The following is a 13,482-nucleotide window of genomic DNA, read 5'->3' as shown; positions in this document are numbered from 1 at the left end:
TCTGGCTACGCCCACCGCCCGGTCCGCCGTCCAGCGATAGACCTCGGAGAGCAGGATCAAGAACAGCGTTCTAGCCCGACGCCTAGGTCGCACAGCAGGAGAGTTGTGTCACGTCCTTCGAGAAGGTCAGCGCTGCCAGTTTGATCCCCTCCGCCATCGTCAAGTAGGGGTGTAAGGTGCCGATCACGTCTTTCGTCGTCAGCTTGAAGCGGATCGCGAGCGTCGCCTCCTGGATGACCTCGCCGGCTTCGGCGGCGAGCACGTGCGCGCCGAGCAGGCGCAAGGTGGAACGCTCACGGACCAGCTTGATGAGCCCGTTGGGATTGCGCGAGGCTTGCGCCCGCGGCACCTGCGAAACGGGCAGGAGGGCCGTTTCTACCTCTAAGCCCTCCGCCTTCGCCTGGGCCTCGGTGAGTCCCACGCTGGCGAGTTGCGGATCGGTGAAGGTTACCCGCGGCAGCGCGGAAAGGTCGTATACCCGGCCCGCTCCGGTGAGCGCATTCTCCGCCGCGAGCTGCCCGGCATAGGCGGCGACATAGACGAACATCGGATCGCCGATGCAATCGCCCGCCGCGTAGACGTCGGGGTTTTTCGTCTGCAAGTGCCGATCGACGAGGATCTCGCCCTTGGTGCCGAGGGCGATACCCGCTTCCTCCAAGCCAAAGCCTTCCGTATGGGCGCGCCGGCCGGTGGCGACGAGCAGCTGTTCGGCCTCAAGCGTTTGCTTGGCGCCGTTCAGGTCCACCGCCATCCGATACACCGCCTCGGTGCGATCGACCCGCTCGATCTTCGTGCCGGTCAGCACCCTCACCCGTTCGGCCGTCAAATACCCGGCCAGCGCGTCGCTGATTTCCGGTTCCTCGGCGGCGGCGATGTGGGGGAAGGTCTCCACCAGGGTGACGCGCACCCCGAAACGGGCGAAGAGTTGCCCGAGTTCCAGCCCGATCGCCCCGCCGCCGATGACGATGAGGGTTTGCGGCAGGGCCGGCAGACTGAGCGCGTCGGTGGAGTCGAGGTAGCCCGCTTCGGCCAGCCCAGGGATCGGCGGCGCCCACGGCCGCGAGCCGGTCGCGATCAGGATTTTCCCGGGCGTGTAAGCCTGGCCGTCGATGAACACGCTACGGCCGCCGGTCAGCCGGGCGTGGCCCCGGAGCAGGGTGATAGTGGGGTAACTGTCGAGCAGTTTGATGTACTTTTCCTCGCGCAGCTGCGCCACCAACTCGTCCTTTTGCTCGACAACCCGCCGCCAATCGGAGGGCGGCGGGCAGGCCGTCATGCCTTCGAAGTGGGAGTAGGCGGCGTGGTAGCAGATCTCCGCCGCCTTGATCAGCGTCTTCGAGGGTACGCAGCCGATGTTGACGCAGGTACCGCCGATGGTGCCTTCCTCGACGATGGCGACGCGGGTGCCCAGCTCTGCGGCCTTGATCGCCGCGGCGAAGGCGGCCGAACCCCCGCCGAGGGTCATCAGATCGAAATCGGCGCCCTCCGACCGAGGCGCCTGCTTTCCGCTTTCGAGCGGCCGTTGGGCCTGAACCACAGCGCGGTAGCCGGCTTTCGCCACCGCTTCCGCCAAGGCCTCCTCCGTGACAGTGCCAGCCGCCACGACCGCCGCCGTCCCTTCGCGCCAATCACCCACTTCGGCGCTTTCCACACCCGGAACAGCCTTGAGCGCCTGGGCGACATGCCGCGCGCAGCCGTCACAAGTCATCCCTTCGACGCGCAAAATAAAATGAAGTCGGTCTGTCATGTGACTATCCTCCGTATTGCTTTTCATTTGCCATCGTTTTGCACCTCTTTTCGATCCACTTGATTATCGGTACCGCAGGCCAAGGTCTCGTTTGACCCCCAACCGGCGAATTTGCCCCACACGTGCTCGGACACCCACCACAAAACGGCGCCGCCGCCCCCCGCGGTGAGGCCGATCCAGGTCCAGCCCTGCGGGCCGAGCCGGACGATCTCGTAGCCGTGGAGGAGCGACAGCAAAGCCATGAGGAGAAAAAACGGCCCGGTGAAGTGACAGTGCATCCGCCGACATCGGGCGGCGTTGGCGAGGCAGGCGATACCCATCCACACCAGAGCGGCCGGCCAAAGGATCGCCTTCGCCGACGAATCGAGAAACATCGCCGCGACCAGCCCGAGGCCCGGCAATCCCCAGCCCAGCGCGAAAGCGCCGGGCGTTCCGACCCAATCCTTGCGTTCTGAGAAACAGGCCTTTTCCATGGCCTTCACGCCGCGCAGCAGGACAGCTGCTTGACATCCTTGCGGAAGGTCTGGGCGCACAGCTTGAGCCCTTCCACCAGGGTGAGGTAGGGGAAGAGCTGCTTCGCCAGTTCGTCGATGGTCATGCGATGGCGGATCGCCAGTGCCGCCGATTGGATGACGTCCCCGGCGTTGGGGGCCAGCACCTGGGCACCGAGCAGCCGGCCGGTATCCCGCTCCGCGACCAGCTGGACGAAGCCGCGGGTATCGAAGTTCGCCAAGGCGCGCGGCACGTTGTCCAAGGTGAGCGTGCGACTTTCCGTATGGAACCCTTGCCTGTTGGCCTCCGCCTCGGTCAATCCCACGCTGGCCACCTGGGGATCGGTGAAGATCACTTCCGGCACGACGGAAAGATCGAGCTTGGCCTCGCCGCCCGTCATGTTGATCGCCGCGCAGCTGCCGGCCGCCGCCGCTACGTACACATATTGGGGCTGATCGGTGCAATCCCCCGCCGCATAGATATGTTCGGCGGAGGTCCGCAGGCGCTCGTCGACCCGGATGGCCCCGCCGTGGCCGGTTTTGACGCCGGCCTTGTGCAAATCCAGGCCGGCGGTGTTGGGCCGGCGCCCGGTCGCCACCAGCAGCTTATCGCCCCGGATCGTTTCCTTATCGGTGATGACGCTGAACCGTCCGCCCCCTCGTCTGTTCCACAGCCGCCACAAGCCTCGCGGCCGGTCGAAGCTCACCCCTTTGAGCTGGGTATGGAGCAACACCCGCATGCCCTCGTTTTCCAGGATCTCTTTCAAATGGACCCCGAACAGGGGCGCCTCCTTGGACAGCAGGGTGGAGCGGGCGATAAGGGTGACTTGGGAACCCAGGCGCAGAAAGGCTTGCGCCAGTTCCAGAGCAACCACCGAGCCGCCGTAGACGATGAGATTTTCGGGCAGGGTTTCGGCCACCAGGGCCTCGGTCGAGGTCCAGTAGGGCGCGTCCTTCAGGCCCGGTACGTCGGGGATCGACGGCGAGGCGCCGGTGGCGATCAGCACCCGGTCGGGATGGAGGCGCTGTTCGCCGTCGCTTTTCTCGACCACCAGTGTCCGAGAGTCCAGGAAACGGGCAAAACCTCGCACCAGGTGCAGATTGGTGTTGGATTCCAGGATGCTTTCGTACTTGGCGTGGCGCAGCTCTTCCACCCGCGCCTGCTGCTGGGCGACCAGCGCGGCGCGGTCTACGGCCGGATGGTTTTTGTCCATTCCGTCGAACGGGTGATGGCCCTGTGCATGGGCGATGTGGGCCGCCTGGATCATGATCTTGGACGGCACGCAGCCCACGTTGACGCAGGTGCCGCCCACCGTGCCCGCCTCGATGAGGGTCACCTGCGCCCCTTCCTCGGCGGCGCGGATCGCGGCGGCGAAAGCGGCTCCGCCGGTGCCAATGATGGCGATGTTCAATCCCGAACCGCCTCCCTTGCGCGCAGTGACCGGGGCTTGGCCGAGCGGTTCGGCGCCGAAACCTTGGGCCACCACCGCATCGAGCAGCAGCGAAACCGGCAGAGGAGACGCCGTCTCGACTCGCGCCAGGCTCTCTTCATAGGAGACCTTCGCCTCGGCGACGCCATCCACGTCCTTCAGCGCCTGTTCGATCGAGCGGGCGCAGTGATCGCAGGTCATGCCGCTGATGCGCAAGACCTGGGCGCTCATCGGGCCGCCCCCTTCACCGTCGAAGGATAGCCCGCGCCGGCAGTCGCCTGGGTCAGGGACTCGGCCGTGGTCTTGACGTCGTCGAAAGTCACGACGGCCTCTTTCTTTTCGTAACTGACCTCCACCTGGGTCACGCCGTCTACCTTTTGCAGCGCTTTTTTCACCGTGATGGGGCAGACCGGGCAGGTCATGCCCGGCACGGCCAAGGTGACCGTCTGCATCGCGGCCCAAGCCGGCGATGAGGCCAAAACAAAAGTCGAAACGAGAGCGGCAAGGGATTTCTTCATGGGATTTCTCCTAATAAAACAAGGGAGCCAGGGATGGAAAGCCCAGCGACAACAGAACGAGCGCCGTGACGACCCAGAACACCGCCTTGTAGGTGTTTTGAGTTTTCGGCGCCGCGCATATCGTGCCAGGCTCGCAGCTTGGGGCGGGCGCCAGGAAAATCTTGCGATACGCGAACACGAGTGCCGCGACCGCAACGATGAGGAACATCGGCCGCAGGGGTTCCAGCAAGGTCAAGTTGCTGGCCCAGGCGCCGCCGAGCCCGAGGCCCACCAGCACCAGCGGGCCGAGGCAGCAGACGGACGCCAACACCCCGGCGATACCGCCGGCCAGTAATGTTTTTGCTTCGATCGGGCGGAGCGTGCCCTCCGTGGGCTGCTCGCATTTGTCGGATTTATCTTCGTTCATGGCTGTCACCTTCAGGGGAAATAGGAATGAGGATCAGCTTAAGTGCGTAGTTGAGTCCGGAGTCAAGAGGGTGATTGAACAACCGACGGCCAGCGGCCGACTGCCCAAAGGACAGGCGGTTCACCTGACGGTTCCTCTCAAGGCCGCTGTCCCTTTTGGCTATCTGTGCCGGATTCTTTCGGGTTTTCATCAGGATCCTTTTTCTTGACGTTTTCCTCCGAGCCCATCAGGACGACGAAATAGCCGAACATCAGCATGAAAACGACCAGCGAAAGATAGGCCAGCTCTTTTAGGCCGAACTCCATGACGCACCTCCACAAGGCGATGAGTTGCAGCAAGGCACGGTACGAGCCCGGCCTGATCCTAGATGGAGCATCAAGGCGCCTTGGGCGGCTGCGCCGGTTTGCCGTCCATCTTCATGCCGGCACCGCATTTGCCTTCCATGGTTTTCTGCGGGGCAGTCTTGTCGTCTTGGGGCTTCGCCGTTTCGGCGCTGCGCTTCTGGGCGCCACAGGCCATTTCCTTCTTTTCCTTGGCGGTTTCCGCCTCGGCGACGAGGGTGTAACCCGTTGCGAGGTCCTTGAGCGCAAAAGGGTTTTCAGCCGCGTTCACTGCCCCGGCTGAGAGCGAGCCGACCAAGGTGGTTCCGATCAAGGTTACGATTTTCTTCATGGCGAGTTCCTCATGGATAGATGAAAAGGTGCGACCGTGTTTTCTTCCCGATCACAGGATTTCGCCTATGAGGAAAGAAGGTACAGTGATACGCTAAGTGCGTAGTTAAATACGGAGTCAAGAGGTTTAACGATGTCCGAACAGCCGATGACCATTGGCCGGTTGGCCCAGGCCGCCAGCGTCAACGTGGAAACGATCCGTTATTACCAGCGGATCGGCTTGATTCCGACGCCAAAGAAGGCCTACGGCAGCTTTCGCCGCTACCCGAGAGACAGCCTCATGCGGCTGCGCTTCATCAAACGGGCGCAGCAACTGGGGTTTACCCTGGACGAGGTGGCGCTCCTGCTCAAACTCAGCGACGGTACCCATTGCGAGGAAACCCGCGAGCTGGCGGAGCGAAAACTGGCGGTGGTCGACCGGAAACTCGCGGACCTGACCGCCATCCACGACGTGCTTGGCGAACTGATCGCGGCCTGTCGCCGCGGCAGCCCCGCCGCGGGTTGCTCCATCATCGAATCGCTCACCCGCAACGGCAACGCCGATGAAAGCGAAGCGGAGCCGACCGCAAATCAGGCCACCCCGGACTGACCGGGCTGGCATTCTCGGGATGCGGTTCCTTCACGCCTTGGACTTCAAAATGGCCGTTATACAGTGGGCCAGCTCATGGCCTTTACTGATCAGGAGTTCCCCGATGATTTTGTTGATACTGGGCTTGTTCTCCGCGGCGCAAACGGCTTCCACGCTGGAATAGGTGGACACACAATAGGGAACGAAATAGGTCAATGTGATTTTGATCAAGGCGGCCGGGGTAAGTCCGGAGCTCAGCATTACGTCGCCGTGATTGATCAGCATCAGAACCGAACCCACGACCAGGGCGATCTTGATCGCGCGTGTCCAAATATCCCTTTGCAGGGCAATTTCAAACCATACGTTCATCATGCTGTGAATCCTCGAAATTCAAGGTGTTACTATTTGAAAAACATCACATAGCCTGCCTGCAGGGTAATCACCAAGCCATCGAGCAGCGCGATAACAGCAAAAACCTTTTTGGTCGCGCGAGGGGAAATCCATTGCGCGAGAAACGGCCCCAGCCGCCCGCCCCAGAGCACGCCGAGCATGGTGAATGCCGCCATATCCCAGGGTACGCCGCCGGAATAGAAGGCATGAATAAAAGCCAGTAACAAGGAATTTACCGAGAGCAATACCACGCCCAATGCGATGGCCGGTTCGCGTTAAGGCCATAGGCGAGCATGCAAAAGGCGGCGATGATCTCGCCCTCGCCGATCGCGACCCAACCGGTGATCATGCCGCCGATCAAGGAAACCAGGACGAGGGGGACCCGCGCCTTGGCAGGAAGCCCGATTCGCCCGCCTTTTCGATCCAGGGTGATGAGCGTGAGCAAGCCCGCCAGGAACGCAATGGGGCCAAACAGCCCTTTGACCAGCATCGGCTGGGGGTGGATCAGAAATGTGGAAATCATCGTCCCGACCACGAGCGAAGGCACGGTCCAGTGCAAAAGCTGCAAGGGAACTTCGCCGCGCTTGAGTCAACCGGATGCGCCGCTGGTCATGCCGACGGCTTGGGTGACGAATGCGAGTTTCAAGGCGCTCACGGGATCCACGCTGTAGGCGAACATCAGCACGGGGATAAAAACGAGGCCGCCCCCGATCGCCGTCACGTTGCCGATGAATGACCCGACCACACCCACCAGGATCAGCGGCCAATGGCTGGCGGCAAGTCGGATGGGGTCGGGAAATACAGCCCCGTAAGCGGCAAGCCAGATCAGGGTGAATGCGAAAAGCCACGGCGTGAGATAGGAAAAGTTCTTTGCCGAATCCCGGTACCCACGCCAGCGCTCGTCGATCGTGGATTTCACTTGCATCATGGCGGCCTTCCTTCCGAAAAAATAAACCGGCGCCCAGCCTAGGTGCGTAGTTAGATACGGTGTCAAGCGGGAACATCCCGCTTGACACCGTACCCAGGTACGCTGGGTAGACTGCGCGTAACGGTAAAACCCCAATCGGAGGAGTATTCCCATGAAGACGATCACCTTACGGATCACCGGCATGACCTGCGATCATTGCGCTGCGGACTTGAAAAACACCTTGAATGCGCTGCCGGGCGTCAAGGCTGAAGTGTCCTACGGGGAGGGAGTGGCCCGAGTGGAAGCGCGGGAGGAAATCGGCGTCGAGCGGCTGTTGGAGACGGTGAAGGCGAAAGGCTATGGGGCAGAGCGAGTCGAATAGCACTTTACCGGACTGCGGGAGCGAGGAGGTCTTGACCAGGCCAGCGAGCACCGAACCTGTGGCCGCCCCGGACACAACCTATACTCTCTCGCAACTGGCCCTGGCGGCCGGCACGACGGTCCACATGGTCAACAACTATGCGACGGAAGACTTGATCGCCTGCTGCGCACGGACGGCAGCCGGCTACCGACGGTTCGATGCGACGGCGCTCGCCCGATTACGCTTTATCCGCACAGGGCGGGCCGCTGGTTTTTTGCTCAGCGATCTCAAGCCGTTGCTGCAAGCACTCGACCGGGGCGAGGCAGCCGGTATCGCGCGCAGCTTGGCAGATTTGAAGGCCGCCGTCGACGAGGCGGCGGAGCGTCTGGCCGTGTTCGAGCGCGTCGCCGAGCAGTTGGGAGAAGAGTCCCGCGTTGACGAGTCGTATCCCTTGCCTAGGAGGTTACCATGACACCCGCACAACGCAGCCTCTGGGGGCAGTTTTCCACACTTTTCGGCGCGGGCGTGGCAGCGGCCTGCTGCCTCGGTTTACCGGTGGTATTGACCGCCATGGGCGCGGTGGGTCTGGGTTTTTTGTTGAATGACCTCTACCTGATCCCCTTGTTCGTCGGCTTCGCTGGAGCGAACCTCTGGATGCTCCACCACTCAGCGAACCGGCACGATGGTCTCGCCCCGTTTTGGGCCGGGGTGATCGGCGCCGTAATCGCTACGATCGGGCTTTTGCTGCTGGTGACGGGCCAGCTTTCGCTGCCGGTCTGGATTTACGTGGGGCTGCTGCTGTTCGCCTCCGGCAGTGTCTGGGATGTAGTGAGGTAGATGCCCTGTTGACCCATTGGGGAAGCCGCGCATCCACCTTCAGCCGACTGGCGTGAGCGTTCACGCCGCTGATCAAAATCCGCCGCTCTTCTTTTGCGGTGGGCTTGACGCTATTCGCCGTTGCCATTTCTGGGTGGCTGGGGCCGGAACAGGGACGGATGGATGCCGAATTCATTGAGCTTCAGGTACACCGCCCTGGGCGTCAGCTCCATCCATTCGGCCACCTGGCCGACATTGCCCTGAAAGCGCTGCAGGGCCTGTTGCAAATACTCGCGTTCCGCATTATCCAGAACCTGCTTGCGAATCGCCTTCCATCCGCACTCCAGGGGCGGGGCGGGATTGACCTCGAGATCGACCTCCGAAATTTCCGGCCCCTGAGCGAAGAGCACTGCACGCTCCAGGGTGTTCTCCAGCTCTCGGACGTTGCCGGGCCAGTCGTAGCTTCGCAGCCGTGCCATGACCTCGGGGCTCACCCCGTGGATGGTTTTCCGGTAGCGTGTGGCCAGACGCTTGACGATTAGGCCGACAAGATGGGGGAGATCGTCCGGCCGCTCCGCAAGCGGCGGGATCACCAGTTTCACAACGTTGAGGCGGTAGTAGAGATCCTTGCGGAAGGCGCCGTCGGCGACCACCTTTTCCAGGTCGCAGTTGGTAGCGGCGATGATGCGGGTATCCACCATCAGGGTTCGATGCCCGCCCACCCGCTCCAGTTCGCCTTCCTGCAGGACCCGCAATAAACGTGTCTGGACCGCCGGGGTGAGGGAATCCACTTCATCCAGAAACAGCGTGCCGCCGTCGGCCCGCTCGAAATAGCCCTGATGGACTTCGATGGCGCCCGTAAAGGCGCCCTTTTCATGACCGAACAGCGCGCTTTCGATGAGGCTCTCGGGAATGGCGCCGCAATTCACGGCAAGGAAGGCTTTCCGGGAACGGTCGCTCATGGCATGGATGGCACGGGCCACCAGTTCCTTGCCGACGCCGGTCTCGCCCCGGATCAGCACCGTGGCCGGGGTCGGCGCCACGGTCTCGATAGCCTGCAGCACCTGTCGCATGGCGGGCGACCAGGCCACGATGATGGGCCGTTCGATCTCTGGAAGCGCAGTGCGCCGCGAGTTCATCTGGCACCAGATTTGATGCATCCGTTCTTCGATACGGGCCTGCAATTCGCCTATATGCTGTTGTTCTGCCGTCACCTCCGGATAATCCCGGTATTCGATGCCCTCTCGATCCCTCGCGGCCTCTTTGTCGAAATAGATCGCGACTTCGCAGCCGTCGTGGTTCAGCGCGATGCGCTTCTCCAGGACAACCTTGGCATAGCCGAAATTCCGCGCCGCGATGCCGCCGAAGACGCTGGAGGTCATCCGGCACAATTTCGGGGTGTTCTTCACGCCTTCGCCGAACGGGCAGCGGGTGCTGGCGACCCGAATGCATTCGGCATCGCTGGAGACCAGCGAGAAATTGCCCCCGATCTTGTTCTTGAGGCCGATGATCAGATCCGCATACCGTTGCCGGTCCAGCGCCTGTTCAAACGCGTACTCGGCGCGGAACGCTTCCTCGAAGAACCGTCCGGCGCTGCGGGCGATCCGCTCGATCAGTTGCTCCGCTTGCGTGGTGCCCGCCGCCTCGCAAGCATCCATGAGCTCGATGACGAAGGTCTGGAGAAAGCCTACGGGCGTCAGATGGGAAAAAGTCGTGTTGGCCATGACGGACGGCGGCGCTGCAAAACAGGGACCGGAAAGCTAAAGCTGACGGCCAGATTATGAACTTAATTTTCATTCAATGAAACTGAATTTCAAATCGGCATTGTCAAGCGGTTTATAACTACTTGTTTTAACGTTAAAACTGATCCCAATCAGCATTGGCATACAAGCTGCTTCTTCGCTACAGGTCTGCCTGTCAGACTCTTTCTAGAACTGATAACCACATAATTCCAGAGGAGAATTTTCATGTACGAGGACCGACCCCCACTCGATCCCCATCCGCTCAGCCCCTACGTCGCCTGGGCCGGACATCGGAACCGCGATCCGATCCTGGAGGTGCTGCATACCCTATTCCCGAAAGAAGAGGCGCATGTGCTCGAATTCGCCTCGGGGAGCGGCATGCATCTGCACTACTTCGCGCCGCATTTCGACCATCTGCGATTCCATCCCTCGGATATGAATGAGGAGGTGTTTCCGCACATCGAAAAGCTGACGGCGGAAAGCGGCCTCGGCAATGTCGGCAAGCCGCGCCGGCTGGATCTCACTCAGCCGCAAACTTGGCCGGAGGACGAGGAATTTCACGCCATCTACTGCATCAATATCTTTCAGGTGGCGCCGGTTTCCATCGCCGACGGCATGATGCAGTGCGCCTCGAAGGTGCTGGCGGAGGATGGGTTTCTGTTCATTTACGGCCCCTTCAAAGTCGACGGGAAATTCACCACGCCCTCCAACGAAGAGTTCGATCGGACCCTGCGTTCGGCGGGCGTGCCGGAATGGGGCCTAAAGGACACCGCCGATCTGAACCGCGCCGCTGAAAAGCATGGCTTGAAACTGGACCAAGCCGTCGACATGCCGGCCAATAATTTCGCTCTAATCTACCGCCGGGCGTAGTCGGCGATTTCCTAACACCTTGAAACGAGAACCCTAAAAGAGGAGAACCATCATGAGCAAGATTTTTGATGAGGTATTGGCGGCGAACAAAAGCTATGTCGCCGCTTTCGATAAGGGACACCTACCCATGCCGCCGGGGCGGCATTTCGCCATCCTGACTTGCATGGACGCGCGGCTCGATCCCGCCAAGTATGCGGGCCTTTCCGAAGGCGACGCCCACGTGATCCGCAACGCGGGCGGACGGGCCAGCGACGACGCGATCCGGTCTTTAGTGATCTCCTATAAGTTGCTGGGCACGCGCGAATGGTTTGTGATTCATCACACGGACTGTGGGATGGAGACCTTTACCCAGGAAATTATGCGGGACTTATTGAGAAAAAGCCTTAAGGCAGCGCAGTTCGGCGAAAGCGGCTGGTCCGATGTGGGTCAGGGAGAAGGTCACCCAGCGGGAGACTTTATTAACTGGCTAACCATACAGGAACAGTCCGAAAGCGTTTGCGCGGATGTCCAGCACATCCGTTCTCATCCGTTGGTGCCACAGGACATCCCTATCTATGGGCTCATCTACGACGTCAAGACCGGCAAGCTGATCGAAGTGCCAGAGGCGATGCAAATCGGTAGGGCAGGTTAGTACCACAACTGACCTCATTTACCAGGAACCGGATGGGTGGTTTGCTGCGGGAGCGGCGCCCTTGCCGCCAGGGGACGCCTGGTCGCGGCCGGGGAGCCGCTCCCACGCCGGCACGAGACACCAGGTTGCCTGTCCAATGAGCCTGGGCAGAGCACTAGGCATATACAGCCTAGGCTCGAGTTCTGCCCGAGTCCGGGTTTAACCCGATGGAGAAATCTTCATGAGCAACAACCGCTCGGCCGTCATCGTCGGCGTCGGTCCCGTTCAAGGACTGGGGGCTGCGCTGGCCCGACGTTTCGCACGGGAGGGATTGTTGGTGTATGTGGTGGGTCGGACGGCGGCCAAGCTGGAGCAGGTGGCCGGCAAGATCGTCTGCGATAACGGCCGGGCGGTTCCCTGGGTCGCCGACGCCACAGCCGAAGCCGAGGTCGTGCGCTTGTTCGAGTCCGTCGCCCGAGATACAGTCCCGGAGGCGGTGGTCTACAACGTGGACCGCAACGAGCGGGCGCCGCTCCTCGAAACCTCTGCGGACCTGTTCGAGGATCTGTGGCGGAAGAATTGCCTCGGCGGTTTCCTGGTGGGCCGGGAGGCGGTCCGCGCCTTCCTGCCGAGACAGCGCGGGACACTGTTCTTCACCGGCGCCACCGCCTCCCTGCGCGCCCGCCCGCCCTTCACCGCGTTCGCCGCGGCCAAGACGGGCTTGCGGGCGCTGGCTCAGGGCATGGCGCGGGAATTCGGCCCGCAGGGCATTCATGTCGTGCATGCGGTGATCGACGGTGTCATCGATGGCGAGCGCGCCCGCCGGCAATTCCCAGAATTCGTGGAGGCCAAGGGTGAGGACGGCCTGCTCGATCCGGAAGCCATCGCCGAAACATACTGGGCACTGCACCGCCAGCCAAGAAGCGCCTGGACGTATGAAATCGATTTGCGGCCGTATCGGGAAAGCTTCTAAGCGGTCGAAGAATTCGCCATCGAGAGCCGGTTTTTCGTGGAGCAGCACCCGAGTACAGCTTGACCAAGCCGCCACTCATCAGAATTTACGAGGTAACCGATCATGAAACAGTGCCGTAGAGTATTTCTATTGATGGGAATCAGTCTTGTGGGGATGACGATGGTGGCAGTCGGGCCAGCCAAAGGGGAAGGACTTCCTAAAATGCCGCCTCGCCAGGTGCTGTTGCAAAAGGAAGTTGATTTGGCGGCGCCCCGGATTACGGCGAATGTCATCCGTGTCTCATTTCTCCCTGGGTATAAAACTCCCCTGCATACCCACGAAGGACCTGGACCGCGCTACGTTTTGAAAGGGAACCTCAAGGTCGAGGATGGTGGCGCGTCCCATGTGTATGGACCTGGAGACGTGTTCTGGGAGTCCGGCCAGGAAATGATGATAGAAAATGTTGGTGGGACCGAGGCCGAGATGGTGATTTTCGAAATGGTAGCCCGAAAATAATCGGCGGTAACGATTCTGTGTTTTACACTGCTGGTTCGGTGCTCCAGCGGCTAAGTGCAAAACGACAATCGCGCACACGGTCGATATATTATTTGAAAGTGACTATAAAGCTTGCCGTCTCCCATTCCCTAGGCCATGAGCACCAGAACCTCGTCCAGTCGAAAAAAGCCGAAGCGGTCCACTCATGAACGCTTGGGGAGTGTGAGTCAGGCGGTCCGCACTGCGGAGCGGCTGTGCACTGAACGCAGCGTTCGGTTCACGAGACTCCGGAAAAATTTGAACTTGGAACATGACATCGCAGTGCTTGCTGATAGGCCTGCGGCCCCACAAGCCTCGGAGGGCGTATGTCGCTAAACCGCAAAGCCCGGCTTCCCGTCATCGTCCTGACCGGTTTTCTCGGTAGCGGCAAGACCACGCTGCTGAATCGCCTGCTGCATCAGGGACCGCGGACGGCGGTGCTCATCAACGAATTCGGCAGCACACCGGT

General features: G+C 61.3%; 21 protein-coding genes. 9 read left to right on the top strand and 12 right to left on the bottom strand.

Features of this window, described 5'->3' with window-relative positions; genetic code table 11:
* Positions 1–82: 82 nt before the first annotated feature.
* The 7 genes from merA (B2A78_RS19855) to B2A78_RS19830 form a co-directional block, all read right to left on the bottom strand.
* Positions 83–1,747: a mercury(II) reductase gene (gene merA / locus B2A78_RS19855; RefSeq protein WP_077731838.1), complete on the bottom strand. Its 1,665-nt coding sequence runs from the start codon at positions 1,745–1,747 to the stop codon at positions 83–85.
* A 23-nt stretch (positions 1,748–1,770) separates the two neighbouring features.
* Positions 1,771–2,220 (bottom strand): hypothetical protein, encoded by a 450-nt coding sequence (locus B2A78_RS19850; RefSeq protein WP_077731789.1) that lies wholly within the window; start codon positions 2,218–2,220, stop codon positions 1,771–1,773.
* Between the two features lie 5 nt (positions 2,221–2,225).
* Positions 2,226–3,899 carry a mercury(II) reductase gene (merA, locus tag B2A78_RS19845; protein ID WP_077731788.1) on the bottom strand — a complete coding sequence of 558 codons (1,674 nt, stop codon included), beginning with the start codon at positions 3,897–3,899 and terminating at the stop codon, positions 2,226–2,228.
* Positions 3,896–4,186, bottom strand: coding sequence for a mercury resistance system periplasmic binding protein MerP (gene merP, locus B2A78_RS19840; protein WP_077731787.1), 291 nt, complete (start codon positions 4,184–4,186; stop codon positions 3,896–3,898). Before merP ends, merA (B2A78_RS19845) begins: the two co-directional genes overlap by 4 nt.
* A gap of 10 nt (positions 4,187–4,196) precedes the next feature.
* Positions 4,197–4,592: a mercuric ion transporter MerT gene (gene merT, locus B2A78_RS19835; protein WP_077731786.1), complete on the bottom strand. Its 396-nt coding sequence runs from the start codon at positions 4,590–4,592 to the stop codon at positions 4,197–4,199.
* Positions 4,593–4,729: 137 nt separating this feature from the next.
* Positions 4,730–4,897: a hypothetical protein gene (locus tag B2A78_RS26185; RefSeq protein ID WP_156880962.1), complete on the bottom strand. Its 168-nt coding sequence runs from the start codon at positions 4,895–4,897 to the stop codon at positions 4,730–4,732.
* Between the two features lie 70 nt (positions 4,898–4,967).
* Positions 4,968–5,264 (bottom strand): hypothetical protein, encoded by a 297-nt coding sequence (locus tag B2A78_RS19830; RefSeq protein ID WP_077731785.1) that lies wholly within the window; start codon positions 5,262–5,264, stop codon positions 4,968–4,970.
* 132 nt (positions 5,265–5,396) lie between these two features.
* On the opposite strand from B2A78_RS19830, the gene merR reads away from it, so the two are divergent.
* Positions 5,397–5,852, top strand: coding sequence for an Hg(II)-responsive transcriptional regulator (gene merR, locus B2A78_RS19825; RefSeq protein WP_077731784.1), 456 nt, complete (start codon positions 5,397–5,399; stop codon positions 5,850–5,852).
* 30 nt (positions 5,853–5,882) lie between these two features.
* On the opposite strand, the gene nrtS is transcribed toward merR, so the two are convergent.
* From nrtS to B2A78_RS19805, 4 genes are read right to left on the bottom strand one after another with little or no spacing between them, the layout of a single operon-like run.
* Positions 5,883–6,203, bottom strand: coding sequence for a nitrate/nitrite transporter NrtS (nrtS, locus tag B2A78_RS26180; protein WP_077731783.1), 321 nt, complete (start codon positions 6,201–6,203; stop codon positions 5,883–5,885).
* A 29-nt stretch (positions 6,204–6,232) separates the two neighbouring features.
* The gene (locus B2A78_RS19815) at positions 6,233–6,448 is read right to left on the bottom strand and encodes a hypothetical protein (protein ID WP_168175484.1); all 216 of its coding nucleotides are present in this window, start codon (positions 6,446–6,448) and stop codon (positions 6,233–6,235) included.
* A gap of 5 nt (positions 6,449–6,453) precedes the next feature.
* Positions 6,454–6,789: a hypothetical protein gene (locus tag B2A78_RS19810; protein WP_077731781.1), complete on the bottom strand. Its 336-nt coding sequence runs from the start codon at positions 6,787–6,789 to the stop codon at positions 6,454–6,456.
* Between the two features lie 21 nt (positions 6,790–6,810).
* Positions 6,811–7,149 (bottom strand): hypothetical protein, encoded by a 339-nt coding sequence (locus B2A78_RS19805; RefSeq protein WP_077731780.1) that lies wholly within the window; start codon positions 7,147–7,149, stop codon positions 6,811–6,813.
* A gap of 151 nt (positions 7,150–7,300) precedes the next feature.
* Between B2A78_RS19805 and B2A78_RS19800 the strand changes: the two genes are divergently transcribed.
* The 3 genes from B2A78_RS19800 to B2A78_RS19790 are packed head-to-tail and all read left to right on the top strand — an operon-like array spanning position 7,301 to position 8,326.
* Complete coding sequence (locus tag B2A78_RS19800) at positions 7,301–7,510, top strand: cation transporter (protein ID WP_077731779.1); 210 nt, start codon at positions 7,301–7,303, stop codon at positions 7,508–7,510.
* A gap of 31 nt (positions 7,511–7,541) precedes the next feature.
* The gene (locus B2A78_RS19795; RefSeq protein ID WP_168175483.1) at positions 7,542–7,961 is read left to right on the top strand and encodes a MerR family transcriptional regulator; all 420 of its coding nucleotides are present in this window, start codon (positions 7,542–7,544) and stop codon (positions 7,959–7,961) included.
* A complete protein-coding gene (locus B2A78_RS19790) occupies positions 7,958–8,326 on the top strand; it encodes a MerC domain-containing protein (protein ID WP_077731777.1) in 369 nt (122 codons plus the stop codon). The genes B2A78_RS19795 and B2A78_RS19790 overlap by 4 nt, the downstream gene beginning before the upstream one ends.
* Before the next feature lie 110 nt (positions 8,327–8,436).
* Here the strand turns inward: B2A78_RS19790 and B2A78_RS19785 are convergent, their stop codons facing one another.
* Entirely contained in the window at positions 8,437–10,029 is a 1,593-nt protein-coding gene (locus B2A78_RS19785; RefSeq protein ID WP_077731776.1) for a sigma 54-interacting transcriptional regulator, read from the bottom strand.
* Positions 10,030–10,272: 243 nt separating this feature from the next.
* Between B2A78_RS19785 and B2A78_RS19780 the strand changes: the two genes are divergently transcribed.
* The 5 genes from B2A78_RS19780 to B2A78_RS19760 all read left to right on the top strand — a co-directional run.
* Positions 10,273–10,917, top strand: coding sequence for a DUF938 domain-containing protein (locus tag B2A78_RS19780; protein ID WP_077731775.1), 645 nt, complete (start codon positions 10,273–10,275; stop codon positions 10,915–10,917).
* Positions 10,918–10,969: 52 nt separating this feature from the next.
* On the top strand, positions 10,970–11,548 hold the full coding sequence (locus B2A78_RS19775) for a carbonic anhydrase (RefSeq protein ID WP_077731774.1): 579 nt from the start codon (positions 10,970–10,972) through the stop codon (positions 11,546–11,548).
* Positions 11,549–11,768: 220 nt separating this feature from the next.
* The gene (locus B2A78_RS19770) at positions 11,769–12,500 is read left to right on the top strand and encodes an SDR family NAD(P)-dependent oxidoreductase (protein ID WP_077731773.1); all 732 of its coding nucleotides are present in this window, start codon (positions 11,769–11,771) and stop codon (positions 12,498–12,500) included.
* 102 nt (positions 12,501–12,602) lie between these two features.
* Entirely contained in the window at positions 12,603–12,995 is a 393-nt protein-coding gene (locus tag B2A78_RS19765; protein WP_240502606.1) for a cupin domain-containing protein, read from the top strand.
* 344 nt (positions 12,996–13,339) lie between these two features.
* The coding region (locus B2A78_RS19760) for a GTP-binding protein (RefSeq protein WP_143735236.1) at positions 13,340–13,482 on the top strand (143 nt) is incomplete at its 3' end.

The sequence above is a fragment of the Methylocaldum sp. 14B genome (assembly GCF_002005105.1).
Taxonomy (GTDB): domain Bacteria; phylum Pseudomonadota; class Gammaproteobacteria; order Methylococcales; family Methylococcaceae; genus Methylocaldum.
The sequence above is the reverse complement of the archived record's forward strand: the minus strand, read 5'-3'. Positions and strand labels throughout refer to the sequence as shown.

Bases quoted from the DNA above. Each gene is read 5' to 3' on its own strand.
- B2A78_RS19785 (WP_077731776.1), bottom strand. From the start codon at position 10,029: ATGGCCAACACGACTTTTTCCCATCTGACGCCCGTAGGCTTTCTCCAG.
- B2A78_RS26185 (WP_156880962.1), bottom strand. From the start codon at position 4,897: ATGGAGTTCGGCCTAAAAGAGCTGGCCTATCTTTCGCTGGTCGTTTTC.
- merR (WP_077731784.1), top strand. From the start codon at position 5,397: ATGTCCGAACAGCCGATGACCATTGGCCGGTTGGCCCAGGCCGCCAGC.
- B2A78_RS19770 (WP_077731773.1), top strand. From the start codon at position 11,769: ATGAGCAACAACCGCTCGGCCGTCATCGTCGGCGTCGGTCCCGTTCAA.
- merT (WP_077731786.1), bottom strand. From the start codon at position 4,592: ATGAACGAAGATAAATCCGACAAATGCGAGCAGCCCACGGAGGGCACG.
- B2A78_RS19830 (WP_077731785.1), bottom strand. From the start codon at position 5,264: ATGAAGAAAATCGTAACCTTGATCGGAACCACCTTGGTCGGCTCGCTC.
- merA (WP_077731788.1), bottom strand. From the start codon at position 3,899: ATGAGCGCCCAGGTCTTGCGCATCAGCGGCATGACCTGCGATCACTGC.
- B2A78_RS19765 (WP_240502606.1), top strand. From the start codon at position 12,603: ATGAAACAGTGCCGTAGAGTATTTCTATTGATGGGAATCAGTCTTGTG.
- merA (WP_077731838.1), bottom strand. From the start codon at position 1,747: ATGACAGACCGACTTCATTTTATTTTGCGCGTCGAAGGGATGACTTGT.
- B2A78_RS19805 (WP_077731780.1), bottom strand. From the start codon at position 7,149: ATGATGCAAGTGAAATCCACGATCGACGAGCGCTGGCGTGGGTACCGG.
- B2A78_RS19780 (WP_077731775.1), top strand. From the start codon at position 10,273: ATGTACGAGGACCGACCCCCACTCGATCCCCATCCGCTCAGCCCCTAC.
- B2A78_RS19790 (WP_077731777.1), top strand. From the start codon at position 7,958: ATGACACCCGCACAACGCAGCCTCTGGGGGCAGTTTTCCACACTTTTC.
- B2A78_RS19800 (WP_077731779.1), top strand. From the start codon at position 7,301: ATGAAGACGATCACCTTACGGATCACCGGCATGACCTGCGATCATTGC.
- B2A78_RS19850 (WP_077731789.1), bottom strand. From the start codon at position 2,220: ATGGAAAAGGCCTGTTTCTCAGAACGCAAGGATTGGGTCGGAACGCCC.
- nrtS (WP_077731783.1), bottom strand. From the start codon at position 6,203: ATGATGAACGTATGGTTTGAAATTGCCCTGCAAAGGGATATTTGGACA.
- merP (WP_077731787.1), bottom strand. From the start codon at position 4,186: ATGAAGAAATCCCTTGCCGCTCTCGTTTCGACTTTTGTTTTGGCCTCA.
- B2A78_RS19775 (WP_077731774.1), top strand. From the start codon at position 10,970: ATGAGCAAGATTTTTGATGAGGTATTGGCGGCGAACAAAAGCTATGTC.